This window comes from Sneathiella litorea, assembly GCF_009882915.1.
GTDB classification, from domain to species: domain Bacteria; phylum Pseudomonadota; class Alphaproteobacteria; order Sneathiellales; family Sneathiellaceae; genus Sneathiella; species Sneathiella litorea.
Genome location: NZ_WTUW01000001.1, coordinates 737,983 through 756,420, shown reverse-complemented (window position 1 = coordinate 756,420; position 18,438 = coordinate 737,983). Strand labels below are relative to the sequence as shown.

General features: G+C 51.0%; 13 protein-coding genes. 11 read left to right on the top strand and 2 right to left on the bottom strand.

Annotated elements, in window-relative coordinates; genetic code table 11:
- Window positions 1-236: 236 nt before the first annotated feature.
- The 11 genes from GQE98_RS03625 (at window position 237) to asnB (ending at window position 15,308) form a co-directional block, all read left to right on the top strand.
- A complete protein-coding gene (locus GQE98_RS03625) occupies window positions 237-1,670 on the top strand; it encodes an undecaprenyl-phosphate glucose phosphotransferase (RefSeq protein WP_161314183.1) in 1,434 nt (477 codons plus the stop codon).
- 315 nt (window positions 1,671-1,985) lie between these two features.
- Window positions 1,986-3,626 carry a lipopolysaccharide biosynthesis protein gene (locus GQE98_RS03620; protein WP_161314181.1) on the top strand — a complete coding sequence of 547 codons (1,641 nt, stop codon included), beginning with the start codon at window positions 1,986-1,988 and terminating at the stop codon, window positions 3,624-3,626.
- A gap of 12 nt (window positions 3,627-3,638) precedes the next feature.
- A complete protein-coding gene (locus GQE98_RS03615) occupies window positions 3,639-4,454 on the top strand; it encodes a CpsD/CapB family tyrosine-protein kinase (RefSeq protein WP_161314179.1) in 816 nt (271 codons plus the stop codon).
- A gap of 87 nt (window positions 4,455-4,541) precedes the next feature.
- Window positions 4,542-6,083 carry a VPLPA-CTERM-specific exosortase XrtD gene (gene xrtD / locus GQE98_RS03610; RefSeq protein ID WP_161314177.1) on the top strand — a complete coding sequence of 514 codons (1,542 nt, stop codon included), beginning with the start codon at window positions 4,542-4,544 and terminating at the stop codon, window positions 6,081-6,083.
- Between the two features lie 36 nt (window positions 6,084-6,119).
- Entirely contained in the window at window positions 6,120-7,445 is a 1,326-nt protein-coding gene (locus tag GQE98_RS03605) for a polysaccharide pyruvyl transferase family protein (RefSeq protein WP_161314175.1), read from the top strand.
- A 48-nt stretch (window positions 7,446-7,493) separates the two neighbouring features.
- On the top strand, window positions 7,494-8,903 hold the full coding sequence (locus tag GQE98_RS03600) for an oligosaccharide flippase family protein (protein WP_161314173.1): 1,410 nt from the start codon (window positions 7,494-7,496) through the stop codon (window positions 8,901-8,903).
- Between the two features lie 36 nt (window positions 8,904-8,939).
- Entirely contained in the window at window positions 8,940-9,725 is a 786-nt protein-coding gene (locus tag GQE98_RS03595) for a CatB-related O-acetyltransferase (RefSeq protein WP_161314172.1), read from the top strand.
- Between the two features lie 3 nt (window positions 9,726-9,728).
- Complete coding sequence (locus tag GQE98_RS03590) at window positions 9,729-11,012, top strand: Coenzyme F420 hydrogenase/dehydrogenase, beta subunit C-terminal domain (RefSeq protein WP_202526062.1); 1,284 nt, start codon at window positions 9,729-9,731, stop codon at window positions 11,010-11,012.
- Window positions 11,012-12,376 (top strand): hypothetical protein, encoded by a 1,365-nt coding sequence (locus GQE98_RS03585; RefSeq protein ID WP_161314170.1) that lies wholly within the window; start codon window positions 11,012-11,014, stop codon window positions 12,374-12,376. Before GQE98_RS03590 ends, GQE98_RS03585 begins: the two co-directional genes overlap by 1 nt.
- Before the next feature lie 93 nt (window positions 12,377-12,469).
- Complete coding sequence (locus tag GQE98_RS03580) at window positions 12,470-13,378, top strand: glycosyltransferase family 2 protein (RefSeq protein ID WP_161314168.1); 909 nt, start codon at window positions 12,470-12,472, stop codon at window positions 13,376-13,378.
- 37 nt (window positions 13,379-13,415) lie between these two features.
- Complete coding sequence (gene asnB, locus GQE98_RS03575) at window positions 13,416-15,308, top strand: asparagine synthase (glutamine-hydrolyzing) (RefSeq protein ID WP_161314166.1); 1,893 nt, start codon at window positions 13,416-13,418, stop codon at window positions 15,306-15,308.
- Between the two features lie 11 nt (window positions 15,309-15,319).
- On the opposite strand, the gene GQE98_RS03570 is transcribed toward asnB, so the two are convergent.
- On the bottom strand, window positions 15,320-17,197 hold the full coding sequence (locus tag GQE98_RS03570) for a right-handed parallel beta-helix repeat-containing protein (RefSeq protein WP_161314164.1): 1,878 nt from the start codon (window positions 17,195-17,197) through the stop codon (window positions 15,320-15,322).
- A gap of 100 nt (window positions 17,198-17,297) precedes the next feature.
- Window positions 17,298-18,275, bottom strand: coding sequence for a glycosyltransferase family 2 protein (locus GQE98_RS03565; RefSeq protein ID WP_161314163.1), 978 nt, complete (start codon window positions 18,273-18,275; stop codon window positions 17,298-17,300).
- Window positions 18,276-18,438: the final 163 nt, after the last annotated feature.

Genomic DNA, 18,438 nt, shown 5'->3' with positions numbered 1-18,438 from the left:
TTATTCAATAAGGTCATGGGGTAATTTTACGGGCCTGTGATTTAGGAAAAATTAACGTTAAGCGATATAAATTGCTACCAAGCGATGTATGGTTTGTAATATTTTCTGCGGGCGCAGTCGAGACAAGCTTTACCAACCCATTTATGACCATAGGTTTTGAAGCGGGGTTTACGAGCGCCTGTTGTCGGAGAAATTCTTTGAACAAGATTTCGAATAGTAGACTGAGCAGTAACAAAATGACTGCCGAGAGTGGCTCAGCATTTGGGGGAGGATACCCCCTTTCTTCACGCGTCCTGTCTCCCATTTTCACTGTTCTTGATCTATTCTGGTTGTTTCTGGCCGGGTACCTCAGCCACTATTTTGTGATCGGTGGAAGCCTGATAGCCCATGAAAATTATTTGTATGCGATCATTCTTGCGTTGATTATTTTCTTCTTTCTAGGACATTACGCACGGATTTACTCTTTCTCGACATTGCTGGCGCCGCTTACAAATCTGCCTAACCTTGCAATTGTCTGCATGACGACTTTCATGCTGCTTCTGGCGGTGGCTTTTTCGCTTAAAGTTTCAGAGGATTATTCGCGGATCTGGATGTACAGCTTTGGCCTTGCTTCGTTTGCGACCATTTTGTCTTACCGGCTGGTCGCCTTTGTCATTATCAACTATCTGGCAGGCCGAGGAATTTGTACGCGAAAAGTCGTTGTTCTGGGCGGCGGCAAACAGACAGAACAGTTGCTGCGCCAGCTTGAAAATGAAAAGCCGGCGGTTAACAAGGTTGTCGGCATCTTTGATGACCGCATAGGCCGCGTTGGTCCGACCGTTGCCGGTTATTCCCTGCTGGGGAATATGAAGGCGCTGATAAAATTTGTCCGGGAGAACCATGTCGACGATATCATCGTTGCGCTGCCCTGGAACGCGGATGAGCGGCAGCTGGCGATTGTCAGCAGATTGCGTGAATTGCCAGCTCATGTCCATCTGGTTTCCGACCTGGTGGGTTTTCGCTTTCCGCACCGGCCGTCTCCCAATCATTTCGGCGGGTTGCCGATGATTGAAGTGGTGGATTCGCCGCTTTCCGGCTTTAAGGTTGTTGTTAAGGCGCTGGAAGACCGCATTCTTGGGTCCCTGGCTCTTCTTCTATTTTCCCCGGTATTGCTTGCGGTCGCTATCGCGATCAGGCTGGAGAGCAAGGGGCCTGTGCTTTTCAAGCAGAAGCGCTATGGCTACAATAACAAGATTTTCGAGATCTATAAGTTCCGGTCCATGTATCACAATGGAGAGGAACAAAAAAAGACAGTTCAGGCCTCCAAGGACGACCCGCGCATTACCCGTGTCGGCAAATTTATTCGCCGGACCAGCCTGGACGAACTTCCGCAGCTTTTTAATGTTGTGAACGGTACCATGTCGCTGGTCGGCCCGAGACCGCATGCCGTTGATCATAATGAGGAATATTCCGCCCTGATCGAGGGTTACTTTGCGCGTCACAAGGTCAAGCCGGGTATTACGGGCTGGGCGCAGGTTAAAGGTTATCGCGGGGAGACGAACACACTGGAAAAAATGGAAGCCAGGGTGAATTACGATACATATTATGTTGAGAACTGGTCGTTGTTTTTCGACCTTCAGATATTAGTCATGACAGTCTTTGTCGGCTTCATCAATAAAAACGCCTATTGATCGTATCAACCCTTGACATTTTCGCCTGTGATGCAGAGAAAGAGGCGCGATAAAAGTGATGTAAAGTTCCCGTAATGTTGGTGTGTGGCTGAATGGGTCATCCATGCAATCTTTTGCAGACAAAAGTAAAATTTAGCGCAATGTTGCCAATTTATATCAGTTACCAACCATTCTTTAACTGTTTAAGCCTAAAAAGGCACGAGGCATTTGTTGATCGGCTTGGATGGTTGTAAAATTTTAACCATAAAGACGGACTATACGGCGTCTGATGGATATTAATTAAGTCGATTAAATTTACAAAAATCGAGCAATAGAATGAGCCAAGACTATACACTCCCAGAAGAAGAATCTTCGCCGATTAATATTGAGCGGATCCTTTCGGCCGCCAAGAGGCGGTTTCTGTTTTTTCTGATCCCGTTCGTTGCGGTTCTGGCGGCAAGCGTCGCGGTAATATTAATATTACCGCCGCTGTATACGTCATTCGGGACAATTCTTGTCGAAACACAGCAAATCTCCACAGATCTTATTGAATCGACCGTGAACTCGGATCCGGATCAACGGATCCGGATGATCGAGCAGCGGGTCATGACGCGGGAAAACCTGCTCAGGATTATCGATAAATATAACGTCTATGGTAATGATCGTCAGTACATGACGGTTTCCGAGCTTGTATTTAGAATGCAGGAGGAAATCGGCATTGAGGTTATTACATCGTCACTTGGCGGGAGCCGACGGGGGGACACGACAATTGCTTTCATGGTGGCCTTTAATCATGAGAATCCACAGATTGCGACCGATGTTGCCAACGAGTTGGTTACCCTTTTTCTAAGCGAGAATGTACGAACACGGACAGAACGGGCATCAGAGGCGACGGCCTTTCTATCTGATGAAGCGGATAAGGTGCGCCGCCTTCTAACCCAGGTTGAAAGTGAGATTGTCGCCTATAAACAAAAGTATAAAGACGCCTTGCCCGAGCATCTTGGTCTTCGGCAGAGCATGCTGGAAAGATCAGAAGGAGAAATTCGCGATCTGCGTCGCGATCTACGGGCACTTGAGGAAGATAAACGCTATCTGCAGATCGAGTTGACCTCCGCTCGGTCAGGGATTACCGCGAGTGGCGGAGAGCAGTCAGAGCTTGCGCGGAATTTGTCGACCTTGAAGGATAACCTTGTGGAATCTTCCACCAGGTTGACGGATTCACATCCGAATATTATTGCCTTGAAGAAGCGTATCGCGGCGATGGAGAAACAGGTGGAGGAGGAATCCACCGCGGCACTTGCGGCAGCGTCTCAGGAACAGACAGCCGCGAGCGGCGTTTACAATCCTGTCGTCGAGAAGCTGCAGATTCGCATTTCTGCGACGGATGATAAAATAGCGGAAACACGCCGCCAGATCTCTGCAACCACCCAAAAAATCGCTGATCTTGAAGCGATCATTCTTGAGATCCCGCAGGTCGAGCGGGGTCTGACCGGCCTTGACCGTACTTATTCGGATTTGCTGGACAAATTGAATTCACTTGAATCGAAGCAGGCTCAGGCTCAGCTATCTCAAAATCTTGAGGAAGAAAAGAAGGCAGAACGTTTTGTCCTGCTTGAACCACCGATCGTGCCAACGGAGCCGGTATCCCCGGACAGGAAGAAAATTCTGGGTATCGGCGGCTTTCTTGCCTTTGCTCTTGGCGTAGCCTGTGTCTTTTTAATCGAGTTGATCGATCGGCGGATTCATAGTGCGTCTGAACTGGAAGCCGTGCTTAAGCATCCGCCTATCGTGTCTATTCCCTATATTCACACCAAGAAGGAAAATGTGCAGCATCGGATGAAGGTTGGTATTTACTTTCTCATCCCGATTGCCATCTTCGCGCTTTTGCTGTTGGCAGTACATTTTTTCTACATACCGCTGGATGATCTGTTTTACCGGGCCTGGGTGGCCATCGACAGATTATTAGTCGCATTATAAAAGGGGACTTACGTGGAGCGTATTAAGGAAGCCATCGCCAAGGCCAAGGAAAAACAGTCCGGCAGTTTTCCAGTGCGCGGGAAAGCAGCGAGCAAGGTTGCGCGAAATGCGGAAATTATTGACCGTCCAATTGTATACGATCAGACACGCGTTATCGATCTCGACATTACCCATCTGGAAGCGAACAGGATTATCACGCTTGATAGCGAGGACCCCAACTCAATCAGTTTTGATATTCTGAGAACACAGGTTCTGGCAAAAATGGAGGCCAACAACTGGCGGACACTTGCCATCACCTCACCGACGCCGGCGTGCGGTAAGACGGTTGTCGCCATTAATCTCGCGCTAAGTATTGCCAAGCAAACCGATTATACCGCACTTCTCGTGGATTTCGATTTACGCCGTCCGCAGGTTGCCAGTTATCTGGGGTTGCCGATAGAAAACAGCTTTGCAGACTATCTCGATGGCAAGATCGAGTTTAACGACGCTTTGGTTAATCCGGGCATTCCCCGGTTTGTCGTTTTGCCTAACCGTCGGCCGGTCAAGAATTCTACTGAAATTCTGACCTCACCCAAAGTCAAGTCCATGGTGGTGGACCTCCGTGACCGGTATGAGAAGCGTATCTGCATTTTTGATTTGCCACCCTTGAAAGCGACAGATGATGCTATTGCCTTCCTTCCGCAGGTTGATTGCGTTCTGATGGTGGTGGCGAGCGGAGAAACCAAACCGAGTGAAGTTAAGGAATGCCGTCGCCAGCTGCAATCGAGTAACCTCTTGGGCGTCGTCCTGAATAAATCACAGGAAGTCGAAAAAACATACTACTACTAGGTCTCATTAGAGGGTCGGATTGCAGGAAGCTTGCCTGTGGTATTTCTGGCGCGATGATTGAGGAATGGAATAGTAGCGGGGGCATGAATGGAGCTGGTTTTACAATCGATTGATCGAACGCGACTGTTGTTGCCTGCCCTCCTGTGTGTGGTTCTCTTCATTTATTTACCCGATGGCAGCTTGCTATGGGATGCCTGGATGAATGTTGAGGAATTCAGCCACGGCCCGCTGATGCTGGCTGTTGCTCTCTATTTGCTCTGGGCGCGACGCGCACTCCTGAATTCCCATGATAGACGGGGCAACTGGATAGGCCTGGTTTTTTGTCTGCTTGCGGCGGCGGTCTATGCGCTGGCGGTCAAGGCAGGTATAGAGAATATCCGACATCTCAGCCTTTTTCTTATGATTCTCGGCCTGTTTGTTGTGTTTGGTGGATTGACCTATGGCCGATTTGTTCTGCCGTCCCTCATTCTTTTGCCTTTCGTGGTGCCACCCCCGGCTTTTCTGAATGCCAACCTGACCTATGGTTTGCAGCTTTTTTCAACGGATATGAGCGTCGCTTTATTGCGGTTTGCGAACATTTCCGTCTATCAGGACGGAAATGTTATTGATATGGGGACCATCAAGCTGGCGGTTGTTGAGGCGTGTGCCGGCCTTCGCTATCTTTACCCGATGATCGGGCTTGGTGTCCTCCTGGCGATGTTGTTCGATATACCCCTGTGGAAAAGAGCCCTCTTCGTTGCCCTTGCGGGGGGTGTTTCCATCATTATGAACAGCGTCCGGATATTCCTGACCGGGGCGATCGCGGAATGGACAGATACGGCGGTCTCTGACGGATTTTTTCACCTTTTCGAGGGCTGGGTTTTCTTTCTTTTTTCCTTCGGGGTCATGCTGGTGGTTTGCTATTTCATACTCAGCAAACGCGAAAAGGCGACTATTGGGAATGGTGTCCTGAAGGTGTCTGTTCCCCAAGCGCAGCAAACAGAAAAACCGGCGCGCCTGGGGCCGATCATTGGTGCGATGCTGATATGTGCCGTCTTTGCTTCGGCCATCGTAATGGTCCGGGGAATCGAGCCTGAAATTCCCGATCGTCGCACATTCAACAGTTTTCCTCTGAAAATTAAGGAGATGATCGCCGAGGAAGATGTGCTCCCCGGTGTGGAACAAACGATCCTCAATATGAGTGATTATTTTCTCGGTCATTACCGCGGCGGTGAGTTGCTTCCGATTACCCTGTTTATGGGGTACTATGACCAGCAATCCGCAGGCAGTACGCCTCATTCTCCGCGCGTCTGCATCCCGTCGGGTGGCTGGGAGATTGAGGAACTGTCAGAAATCACGCTTGAAAATGGCGCGCATTCGGTTCCTGTCAACCGGGTGCTGGTGACCCATGGCGAGGACAAGCTACTGGTTTATTACTGGTTCAAGCAGCGCGGAAAGTATATCGCGAACGAGTATAAAGCGAAATTCAATCTCCTGTGGGGCGGGCTTTCCTCTGCGCGGACGGATGGTGCCCTCATTCGGCTCTCGATGCCGGTGAAGTCGACCATGTCGGAAGTTCTTGCAGATAAGGAACTTACTGCATTTGCAGAAGAATTGTTTAAGATTCTCCCGGTATATGTACCGGACTAGACGGTTAAGTGTATAGCAATTGGTAAGTACAAAGTAATGTCCGACAACAATAAATCACAAATTAAAATCGGGTTGTTCGGCGCGGCGCCGGATACATCGAACATGGGCGTCTCTGCTCTATTTGCCTCGACTGTTGAAGGCATCACAGAGCGGCTGCCTAATGCCCGATTTTCCGTCTTCGATAATGAGCTCGGCAAACGCTCGAAGAATCACCTGTTTTCGGAAGGGCATCAATTCGAGGTGGAGCATATCGGCATTCGTGCCGGTCACCGATATTATCTTCAGGAAAATATCGTCACCGTTTCTGCGGCCTCGCACTTGGGGGCGTTTGGGGCAGTGATGAATTCCGTGGTGCGGGACATCGACAATTTTGACGCCGTTCTTGATATCTCCGGTGGGGACAGCTTTAGTGACATATATGGCGTGAAACGTTTTATGAGCGTTGTCCGCCCGAAACTGATTTCCCTCAAACGGCATATTCCGCTGGTACTGCTGCCGCAGACATATGGCCCATACAATGACCCTAAGTTGAACCAGATCGCCATAAAGGCCGTCAAGGGGGCGGATATGGCCTGGGCGCGTGATCCCCACAGCTTCAATATACTGAAAAACATGTTAGGAGAGGAGTTTGATGCCGCAAAACACAAGAGCGGCGTTGATTTCGCCTTTGCTCTCGGAATCCGCAATGCCGAGGGTTTGATCGATGCCTCTCTTCTTGAGACGGTGCAGGAAAAACGGGCGGAAACACCACTTGTCGGCCTGAATGTCAGCGGTCTTATATATAACGACCCCACCGCGGCCTATTCCCAGTATGGTTTTAAGGCCGATTATAGTGAGATAATTCACGCCTTCTGTGACTGGCTTCTTCAGGAAACCGGCGCAAAACTTGTCCTTATTCCACATGTTATGAGTGATCGCCAATATACGGAGTCAGATTTCGCGGCTTGTGAAAAAGTGGCGATGAGGGTTGAGGAAAAATACAAGGATCGGGTATTTGTCTCCCCCGATACGCTCGACCAGAACCAGGTCAAATGGCTGATCTCGAAAATGGACTGGTTCTGCGGAACCCGGATGCATTCGACAATTGCCGCTCTTTCGCGGGGTGTTCCCACCTCTGCCATTGCCTATAGCGACAAAACGAAAGGGGTCTTTGAAACTTGTGGACAGGGCGATGAAGTCTTCGACCCCAGAGCGCTTGATACCGAAAAGGTTATTGAGGGGCTGAAAGGCTCGTTTTTGCGCCGAAATGATCTTCTTGCATCCCTGGAACAATCGCTTCCCACCGTAAAACAACGGGTTGATGAACAGCTGTCGATCATCTCGAATTGCATTCTGGATATTGTGAACAGCAAGACCAACTAGTTTGAAAGGCCACCGAAATTGTTACTTAAAGGCCATCTAAGAAGCGGATTGTTTCTCTCGTTCGGTGGCGCAGTTGGCGCTTTGAGCACATTTGCGCGGAATATTATCATTGCGCGGCTGATCAGCGTGGAAGATTTCGGTATCGCGGCGACCTTTGGCATCACGATGGCCTTGGTGCAGATGTCGACCGGGCTGGGTGTGGACCGGCTGATCGTTCAGGCAACGGATGGAAATGAGCCCAAGCTTCAGGCGACGGTCCAGGCATTCAATATCCTGCGCGGTGTGGTGCTGGCCATCATAATGTATGCGGTGGCAAGCCCGATCGCACATCTTTTTGACCTGCCGGAGCTTATCTGGGCCTTTCAATGGCTGGCTATCTTGCCGTTGATAACCGGGTTCGTGCATATGGATGCTGCCCGGTTCCAGCGGGAAATGAAATTCGGACCGTCTGTCCTGGTGGAAAGCATCCCGCAAATTATTGCGGTTGCCCTCTCTGCCCCGCTTGCCCTGTATTTCAAGGATTACCGGGTAATGCTGTGGATCATCACAGCGCAGGCTGTTTCCACAGTCGTTCTTTCATTTATCGTTGCGAAACGGCGGTATTCCGTGGCGATTGATCGGGAATTCCTGAACAGGATTTTCTCTTTTGGTTGGCCCCTGATGTTGAACGGGATACTGCTCTTCGGCATTTTCCAGGCAGACCGCGGCATTGTGGGTATCGCTTACAGCATGGAAGATCTTGGCTGGTTTAGTGCGGCCTTCACTCTGACCCTTTTCCCATCGATGGTTTTCGCCAATGCGGCGCAATCCTTCTTTATGCCGATGCTCTCCAAGGTGCAGGATGATCCGGAAAAACTGGAGGCTGGTTCTATCGCGACAATCAAGGCCTGCCTGATGATTGGAATCACAATTAGCGTTGGACTGTCACTCGCAGGACCGGCGTTCCTTCTCCTGTTGTTCGGAAGCGACTATGTTGGGGGCGTCGCGATTATTGCCTGGCTTGCCTTAATGCAGGGGATTAGGATGGCCAAGGCCGGGCCGACAATTGTCGCGATATCCTGCGGACAAACCAAACTTCCCCTGTACGCAAACATTGTGCGAAGCTTTGCGCTCGTTTTCGCACTTATCGCTGTTTGGCAGGGTTGGGGAGTTCTGGGTATTGTCATCGGGGGCATAATTGGCGAGACAATGGCCGTTATTTTCTTTCTCGTTCTGTTATCCCGGAAATTTGGCGTAGATTTATCTTTGCTTTACAAATCTGTCGTAGTTTCAATTGTTCTTGTCGCACTGGCAATTGTTCTGTCGTCCAATTTTGCAACGGGTCAGGACCCCGTTCTCGAAATTGCCGGATCGATTTTACTGACGCTAGTTGCCTTGGGCATATTTTTGCTTTTTGCAATGGACCTGGTGAAATGGCTCAAGCAGTCCGGTGAAGGACAGCCGGAGACGCAGGTCTAAAGTGATGAGCCCGTTTATCAAAATGGATTGGGATTTATGAAGGACAGATTTTCAGCCGAAAAAATCGAGTGGGCGCAACTTCGGCATGACCAGTCCCTCAGCCCGTTATCGAGTTTGATTCTCCGCGCCTACAAGTATCGTGCACTTCGTCGAATTTGTTTGTCTCTCTGTGACCGGTTGGAGGGAAATTTCTTCTATTCACAGACGCGCCGAAAGATCATGAAGCAATATTATGGTGTATCGGTTGGACGTTATAGCTATGGTCCCTGCCTTGATCCGGGCGTCTTTCCTTCTGGGTCGGTGATCGGGGCCTATTGCTCCTTCGGCAGTGATTTGATGGTTTTCAGGCGGAACCATCCGGCTGAGACCCTGACGCAACATCCGTTTTTCTATAACCGATATCTCAATATCGTTGATCAGGACACGATCCAGCTCGATCAAGACAACCCCCTTATTATCGGGAATGATGTTTGGATTGGTAGCCGGACCACTATCCTGCCAGGGTGCCGGAGAATCGGGGACGGCGCGATTATCGGGGCCAACTCAGTGGTTACGAAAGACGTTGATGATTTTGCAATTGTTGCCGGCAACCCGGCGAAGGAATTTCGCCGACGCTTTACGCCTGAAGTGGCGGAGTTGGTAAAAAAATCCGAATGGTGGGACCTTAGCCTTCCTGAACTCATGAAGGCCAATGACCTCCTCTTGGAGCCTGTCACGAAAGAGGGGATTTCACTGTTTATTCAAAATTTGGATAAGGTGGATAAGAATATAGTTCCCGAAGTGGAGCTCCCAACAGACGAAAGCGAAAAGGCAGGGATTTAGGTCGTGAGTAAGAGTATCAAGGAAATTACTGACGTTACCAGCCGTCAGCTATGTACCGGTTGCGGCGTCTGCGCGTTCATGGAGCCAGAGCGGTTTCAGATGGGCGATGCGCTGGAGCTGGGGCGTCGGCCATTTGTCCGAGACGATGCGGCCGCGGAAACGGGACGGGCGCTGAAATCCTGCCCCGGCGCCAATCTTACGCATGACTATAACAGCGATGCGCCGCGTCTCCAGAAAGAACTGGTGGATGGCTGGGGCCCTGTATTGGATGTCTGGGAAGGTTTTTCCGCCGATGACGGCATTCGCAAGGGCGGTTCCAGTGGCGGCGCGGCAACGACCCTCGCAGTATTCGGGATCGAGAAAAAGGGATTCGCAGGCGTCCTCCACACAAAGGCCCGCGCGGATGTTCCCTATCTTAACGAAACAACATTAAGCCGCAGCCGTCCAGAGCTTGCTGCGGCCACCGGCTCGCGTTATGCCCCTGCCAGCCCGTGTGATGGCCTGGATCTCATGCTGAATGAAGAAGCGCCATCTGTTTTTATTGGCAAACCCTGCGACGTTGCCGCGGTTCAGAAAGCCCGGAAGCTGAATCCTGAACTTGACAAGAAGATCGGTGTGACCATCGCCTTTTTCTGCGCCGGGACGCCGTCGACAAAGGGAACGCTGGATCTGCTGAAGAGGGAGAGAATCCCTGACCCGACAAACCTTAAAAGCCTGCGCTTTCGGGGCAATGGCTGGCCGGGTATGTGGCGGGCGGTTTATGAGGATAACGCCGGTGAGGAAAAGTCGGTCGAAATGACCTATGCAGAGTCGTGGGGCTTTTTGCAGAAATACCGTCAATGGCGCTGCTACATCTGCCCGGATCATACCGGCGAATTTGCGGATATCGCGGTGGGTGATCCTTGGTACCGGCCGATCGAGGAGGGGGAACCCGGCAAGTCCCTGATCGTTGCACGAACTGAAAAAGGACGGCAGTATATACTCGATGCGGCGGCAGCGGGCTATATCACGCTCGAAAATAACGATCTGTCGCTTTTTCCGCGATCCCAGCCAAACTTGCTTGGGTCGAGAGGGAGCGTATGGGCAAGATTACATATGCTGCGCCTTTTCGGTGCGGCTGTTCCCAAATATATTGGGTTCAAGATGGCGCGTTTCTGGTGGAGCGATTTAAGTCTGAACGAAAAAAGACAATCGATTACCGGGACAATTCTCAGGATTTTCAGAAAGCGCTTGAACAAGCGGATTAATGTGGAAAGCTGGACCCCGCCAGCAAAGGAAAAGGGATAATGGTCGGTGTAACCGCCTTTGTTACAGTTGCTTTAGGCATACTTGCCCTGGCCGTTCGGCCGGGAACAGCGGTTGGTGTCCTTATTGTTTCCATGATGATCTGGCCGGAATATCTTCGTGTCCCTATGGGACCGGCGGATATGTCTGCGCCACGTCTTATTGCTCTTGCGCTTTTGATCCGTTTTATCGTGCAGGGCCGCCATATAAGGATGAATGTCTGCTCGGTTGATTATTTGGTGTTTTTCCTATGGGCCTGGACGGTTATCGCGACAATAATGGCGGGGGCGGAATCGGCCAAAACCATCGAGATGATTGGCTATGGATTTGATACCGTCCTGATGTATTTTGTCGCCAGATTGGGAATCCGGTCCATCCAGGATGCCGGCGGCTTGGCGTTTCCCTTATTTGGCATTGCCGCCTTTATGTGCGTCATGGGTTGGCAGGAATCCTATACCACCAGTTCACCCTATGTCGGGCTGGACAGCTACCGGACATGGGTCTGGATTGCGAAAGAGCCGGAATTCCGCCTCGGGATGATGAGGGCGAAGGTCAGCACCTCTGTGCATATCTATTTCGGTATGGCGATGATGTTGATCGCCGGTATCGCCTGGGCTATTCGAAGTAATCCGCGTGTCCGGAAGATGAGCACATTTACCGCAATCTTTGCGGCGGTTGGTGGCTTGGCCTCTATGTCCAGCGGCCCCTGGCTTGCTATCGTCACATTGATATTCTGCAATCTGTATATTCTGCGCCCAAGTTTGATCAAGCCAACGCTTTATTTGATGTTGGCTGTCGCCATATTCCTGGAGTTGGCCTCGAACCGTCATTTCTACAATCTCATCGACTATCTCGCGCTTAACTCGACGACGGCCTGGTACCGGACCCGGTTGCTTGAGGTCGCAGTGGCGCAATGGCGTGACTACTGGATTTTTGGCTCCAGCGGGATAGACATCAACTATTGGGGTGGCCTGCTCGATGGGCGGCGCCATATCGACCTGGTTAATCATTTCGTAATTGTGGCCGTGAATGGCGGTATTCCGGCCTTCCTAATGTATGTTTTCTCGCATGTTAACGCTGTGCGCTATGCGGCAAAGGCCAGAAAGACATCGAAGGATCCCTATCGTCGGAAACTGATTTTCTTCCTGATTTCCGCCCTGATCGCCCTGGATGTGTCCAGCATGTCTGTCGGCCTGTTTGAGCAGCCGTTAATCCTGACCAATATCCTGCTAGGTATGCTGGTGAGTGCCGGTGTTGCCTGGAATGAAGTTCCTGCGCGCCGGGGACAACCCAGTGCTGCATCGCAAATGCCGCAGGAAATGGCCCAAACGGCTCAACAATCGTCGAATGTTTCTAAACCATTATAACTGAAAGAACTCTAGGGGCCAAAACGGGCGTGCCTTTTAATAAAAATTAACTCGAGATGATCTAGGTTTGCATCGAAGGGGATTAAGACCGAAATGGAAAAACTCGAGTTAAGCGTCGTTATACCGCATTATAATGATCCGGTCGGCCTGGCGGCATGCCTGGCAACGCTGGAAGCGCAGACCTATGATAAGAGCCGGTTCGAGGTTATTGTGTGTGACAATAACTCTACCAAGGCGGTTGAGGGGCTGGACGCCTATGATTTGAATGTCACCCTTGTCGTCGAGACGGCTCGCGGCGCCGGGCCCGCCCGTAATGCCGGGGCAAAGCTTGCCAAAGGAAAATTTCTCGCCTTTACGGATTGTGACTGCCTGCTTGATCCGGATTTTGTGAAAAACGGCCTCAAGCATATGCAGGACGAGGGCGAACGCAGTGTGATGGCCGGGGAAATCATCATCTATCCCGAACATGACCGCCCCAACAGCGTAGAGGCGTTTGAGATTACCTATTCCATGGACCAGGAAGGCTATACCAAGAAAGGCGATGCGGCGACCGGCAATATGTGGACAAGCCGCGTGCTTTTTGAAGAAGTCGGGCCCTTTCATGCGGGAGTTGCCGAAGACACGGACTGGTGTCAGCGCGCCTATGCTATCGGTGCGAAGTTTCACTTTGGCGGCGACTGCATTGCCAAACATCCGGCGCGTGCGACACTTGAAGAGTTGCGGGCGAAATGGAAACGGCAATCGGCGATGACCTTCAACATGTGGAAGAAGGGGTCGGGTTTCGCACTTAAATGGCCCGCGCTTTGTGTGGCGACGGCCGTCTCCGCCGCACCGCATAGTGTTCGGGCGCTAAAGGACCGGAAGCTTCCATATTTTTCAGACAAGCTGAAGGCGATTTTGATATTGTTCTGGTGTCGGTTCTTTCGCGCGAAAATCATGTTGGGATTTTACTTCAGTGGACTTGACCACATAGACCCCAATAAATATTGGACCAACACGTAAATTTGTTCAGCGGTACGCTGATTTTAGGATTTTAGCCATGTGCGGTTTAGCCGGATTTTTGAATTTCCCGAACCATGTTGACCATGCGAAAGCCGCATCTGTCATCCAGCAGCATCGCGGGCCGGACTCACAGGATGTCTGGTCTGAGGAGAATTTATCGCTCGCTCATCAGCGGCTGTCGATCATCGACGTTGATCCGCGGTCGGACCAACCGATGCAGAAGGATAAGTATGTCATCGTTTATAACGGCGAGTTATATAATTATAAAGAGCTTAAAAGGACGCTTGAGTCGCAATATGGAGTCCAGTTCAAGACGAATTCCGATACCGAAGTGGTGTTGGAGCTGTTCCGACTGAAGGGCCCGAAATGCCTTGAAGAGTTTATCGGCATGTTCGCCTTCGCGATTTATGATCGTGAGAAGAAAGAACTCTTTCTGGCCCGCGACCATTTCGGCATCAAACCCCTGTTTTTCTTTAAAAAGGGGAAGAATTTCTGCTTCTCCTCCGAGCTGAAGACAATTGCGAAAATCATTGAGGAACCTTTCGCGGTGAATTTCTCGGCCCTTGCCGCCAGCATGCAACTCCTCTGGTTACCGGATCATTTCTGCATTCTAGAGGGCGTTCAAAAAGTACAGCCCGGGCAATATCTGGTTGTCGATACGGATGGGAATATCAAGGAGACCACTTATTGGGAGCTGCCGGATTATCAAGCAGGCCCGATAGATGAGCGGGATGCGGTGGAAGAGCTGACAAAAAGCTTCGAGAGTTCCATCGACCGGCATCTGGTGTCCGATGTTGAGGTCGGCAGTTTCCTGAGTGGCGGCCTTGATTCATCACTGGTCAGCACCATCGCGCGGCGCAAGCTGGGTAAGCTGAAAACCTTCACCATTGGTATGTCGGAGGCGGACAAACGCGTTGAACAGATGGCCGATGACCAGAAATATGCGGAAATGCTGGCCGAAAAAGAAGGGTTCGATCACGAGTCAATTGTCGTCAATCCTGACTTGATGTCGCTACTTCCAAAAGTCATCTACAGCCTGGATGAGCCCATTGGCGACCCTGCTGCGCTCAACACCAAGCTGATTTGCCAGTCGGCGAAAGATATGGGAATCAAGGTTCTTTTGTCCGGTATGGGCGCCGATGAATTGCATTTCGGGTATCGCCGGCAGAAGGCCTGGCTGATGGCTGAAAAATACCGCAAATTGCCAGGAATTATTCGCGGTCCCATTCGTGCGGTAACGAACGCCCTGCCGGTTCAGGTCGGCGGGCGGGGATTTCGCCTTGGACGCTGGGCAAAGAAATTCCTGTCATTCGCAGAACTCCCCTCCAATGAAGCCTATCTCAGGAGTTATGCGCAGTATGATCAGCAGTCCCTGTCTGCACTGATGCCGGATGTTGCCGAGAGTTCGCTCGGTGCGCTCGCCGACTATCATGACAGTGTGATGGAATCCGCCTATCAGGACGACCCTTATAACAAGCTTTGTCAGACAGATATCAAGCTCTTTATGTGCGGCCTTAACCTCACCTATACGGACCGTTCCTCGATGTCGGAATCAGTAGAGGTGCGGGTGCCTTTCATTGACAGGGAATTTGTCGCCAGCAGCATGAACCTTCCGGGGCATATGAAATATACCAACGGCACCTCTAAGTATCTGCTGAAGAAAGTGGCGGAAAAATATCTGCCGCAGGAAATCATCTATCGTCCGAAATCAAACTTCGCGGTGCCAATCCGTAGCTGGATTTCCGGCGAACTGTCTGAAATGCTTCAAGATACGCTCAGTCCGGCGCGGCTTAAATCGCGCGGCTGGTTTGATGCCGATTATGTGCAGCAGCTTATTAAGGATCATAAGTCGGGCCGCCTCGATAACTCCGCCCGGATCTATCAACTCCTCACTGCTGAGATCTGGGCCCAGCAGATGATGGACGGGTAGGTCACCGGTTCTTACGGACTGGTAATCACGCGGGGTCCAATGGGGCGCGCCTCTTTCCAAAAGCTGAAATCATAAGCCTTGAACTGGGTGACGGGGAGAAGCTCATATATATTATCGCCCATCCCGCGCGCGACATTCTCCTGTTTTTTCGTGAAGAAACCCCAGACCTCGTCCGTAATGCCCTCATTGATATCGCCGCCGGGTTCCAGGCTCCAGCCATATTTTGAGGACTGCAGCCAGCTCAGGCCCGAATAGATATTGTGCGAGAAAACCCAGTCTTCCGGCGCGGGCGAAGCGATCAGGCCATCAATGATGTTGTTCTTGATGATTGTAGACGGCTCTTCGCCGGGAATCTGAATGGATTTGCCGGGCTCTACTTCAGCCAGGACCATGTTATGCAGAAAATGCATCGATCCGAACTGACTGCCCCAGCTGCGAACACGCCCAAGGAAGATATTGCTCAGGAGCCACATGCTGTTGGCTTCCTCAATATGTCCCGTGCCGTGATACGTAAAAGCGAAGGGAACATTATCGAACATATTCTCGGCGACAAGGATCGTCTTGTTTTTCAAGTAAACCGACATGCCGTTACCATGGACGCCAAGAATGTCGGACAGAGTATTACCGGTCACCTGAATATTCTCTGTCTCGATCAGGCGGATACCCGTCCGGCCGATCTTGTGAATAACATTGTCGCGAATGATAATGTCTTTTGAAAAACCAAACCGGATGCCGGAGCTTTTCTGACTATTGGTGATCGTATTATTACTGACAATCACATTTTGGGCCTTATGGAGCTGTATGGCACCAATCCCCTCAACCGAGCGAAGATTTTCGATATAGTTGTCGCGAATGACCACATTCCGGACCGGGTGCTCTGAGTTGATAATGGCGGTTCCACTGGCCCAGCCGTCATGATCGCCAAAATAATGGCTGATATGAAACCCCTCGATGACGAGGTTACTGCTTCCGTTGATATTAAATCCGGCCGGGAGCTTGTTGACATAAAGACGGCTTTTTGCGGTTGTCGCCGGGTCCTTCGGCCAGATTATAAGCTGCCGTGCTTCATTATCGATAAAATATTCGCCCGGCTGATCAATGTCGGACGGTCGATTGAACAGGGCATAATAGGATTCCCTATCTGTATAGGGATCGTTACCGGGCGGGTTGAATTTTATCGTACCCGTCGCCTTGTCAATCCCGGTCACTTCGGTCAATAACACCAGATTAGGTTTCATCCAGACTGCAATCCGGGCGTTACGCCAGTTTGATTCATCTGTACTATCGAGACCGCTGCCCAGGGTGATATAGTCCTTGCCCATGACCGAGGCGGCGCCGTCACCGCCGACCACATTGTAATGCTCGTAATCGTCAAACCAGAACGGGTCCGGCTGATTCGGTTCGCGCGCAATCCACACGCGTTCCCTAGAGAGAAACATGGGCGTAAATGGATTAACTTCTTCTTCCAGACTGGACTTGTAAAGCTTCTGCCAGTTGGGATTATTGTAGCAGTCGCTAGCGGAGGTGCAGGGCGTTAGGGCCGCTGTCAGTTCCTCGGCACCGCTGAGGATAGCGCGTTCCTCACCCCATCCACTACCCTTGTAGGTAACAGGTTCAGCTTCCGATCCGCCTGCCGGGACAATGATTTGGCCGAAATATTCAACGCCGCCCTTGAAATTGACAACGTCACCGGGGCGCAATTTGTAGCTACCGGCTTTTGATCCCGCGTTTGGATCGCCGGGTGCATGCTGCCATGGCGCCTCCCGCGAGAGGCCGCTGTTGCTATCCTTGCCATTTTCGAAATCGACAAATAGATCCTGTGCGACGGCAGCGTTCACAGAGACAAAAAAAAGTATCGTGATTGATAATGTAAGATCCCGAATGCGCACGTCCCCGTTACCCCTTGGTTGTTTATGGTTTGAAATAACTATAGTGGACTGAAGTTACAATTCTTCAAAAATTTTGTTGCGTGAACCGGCGGCGGGTTTGCTAGTCGTTCACATTTGTCCAGATATTCCGTCGGTCCCAGACGCTTTTCCAGACCGCTACTGATTCTTTTGAACTTTGGCGACCAATCTTGCTGAGAACAAGATGCGCGAGATAACGCGACAGCGGCCAGAGTTTCATCAACCACATCGCCATGCCGCGCGTCGTCGCCGGAAAATGTTTATGGATGAGCGTCATTTTCGCCTTTATCAGACGAACAAGCTTGTCAGACTGCACGGTCTCGGATGCGCCGCCATGATGGATGATCGTTGCTTCCGATGTAACCATGGGTTTCGCGCCGGCCCTCGCTGCACGGGCGCATAGGTCCGCTTCTTCGGCATACATGAAAAAGGCTTTATCGAACCCGTCGAGGCGATTCCAGAACTCGCGCCGGATCAGGAAAAAGCATCCAGTGACGATATCGACCTGGCGAATCCCTTCACGATTCCAGCTGCCCATGCCCTCTGGATTAAAAAAACTGGAGTTACGGAACATGGAGGAAAAGCCGAGGGCTTGGCTGACAAGGCTCCAAAGGCTCATTTTCGTCCAGCACGATGTTGGGTTGAGGCTTTTATCGGCAAACAAGGTCCGCCCACCCCAGATTCCGGCATCCGGGTATGTTTTGGCAAAGGCCATTAATTTGTCGATGGCGCCATCAAGCACCTCAGTATCGGGATTGAGCAGCAGCAGGAACTCGCCCGTTGCATCCTTCGCGGCAAGGTTATTGGCGGCGGCAAAACCAAGATTCTCATCCAGGCACATGACCTTTGCTTTATCGCCATACTGTTCGGTGAGAGCTTCGGCCGATCCATCGGTTGACGCATTATCGATAACAATAACCTCAAACGATGTGTCCCGGGTTTCCGCAAAGGCTGTTTCGAGAGCCTTCAGTGTCATGTCGCGTGTATTGTAGCTAATGACGATAATCGAAATCGAGGGTGCCTTTGCCAACTCTGTATCCTGCTGCGATGAAGGGCTCATAAACTCCAGATCCTAAAAACTAACATACCTGTTGTAACGGAATTTCGGTACGACTTTCCATTAACCGTCTTCTGACAGGGCAAACTATTACGGAATTTAATTAAAATCCTGTTGCGAAGAATGAATTTTGCCTGAAGGAAGTAAATTCATTGCCGTAAATTTT

What these genes read in the sequence shown, in the direction of transcription:
- GQE98_RS03625 (WP_161314183.1), top strand. Translation starts at nt 237, where the DNA reads ATGACTGCCGAGAGTGGCTCAGCATTTGGGGGAGGATACCCCCTTTCT.
- GQE98_RS03620 (WP_161314181.1), top strand. Translation starts at nt 1,986, where the DNA reads ATGAGCCAAGACTATACACTCCCAGAAGAAGAATCTTCGCCGATTAAT.
- xrtD (WP_161314177.1), top strand. Translation starts at nt 4,542, where the DNA reads ATGGAGCTGGTTTTACAATCGATTGATCGAACGCGACTGTTGTTGCCT.
- GQE98_RS03605 (WP_161314175.1), top strand. Translation starts at nt 6,120, where the DNA reads ATGTCCGACAACAATAAATCACAAATTAAAATCGGGTTGTTCGGCGCG.
- GQE98_RS03595 (WP_161314172.1), top strand. Translation starts at nt 8,940, where the DNA reads ATGAAGGACAGATTTTCAGCCGAAAAAATCGAGTGGGCGCAACTTCGG.
- GQE98_RS03585 (WP_161314170.1), top strand. Translation starts at nt 11,012, where the DNA reads ATGGTCGGTGTAACCGCCTTTGTTACAGTTGCTTTAGGCATACTTGCC.
- GQE98_RS03580 (WP_161314168.1), top strand. Translation starts at nt 12,470, where the DNA reads ATGGAAAAACTCGAGTTAAGCGTCGTTATACCGCATTATAATGATCCG.
- asnB (WP_161314166.1), top strand. Translation starts at nt 13,416, where the DNA reads ATGTGCGGTTTAGCCGGATTTTTGAATTTCCCGAACCATGTTGACCAT.
- GQE98_RS03565 (WP_161314163.1), bottom strand. Translation starts at nt 18,275, where the DNA reads ATGAGCCCTTCATCGCAGCAGGATACAGAGTTGGCAAAGGCACCCTCG.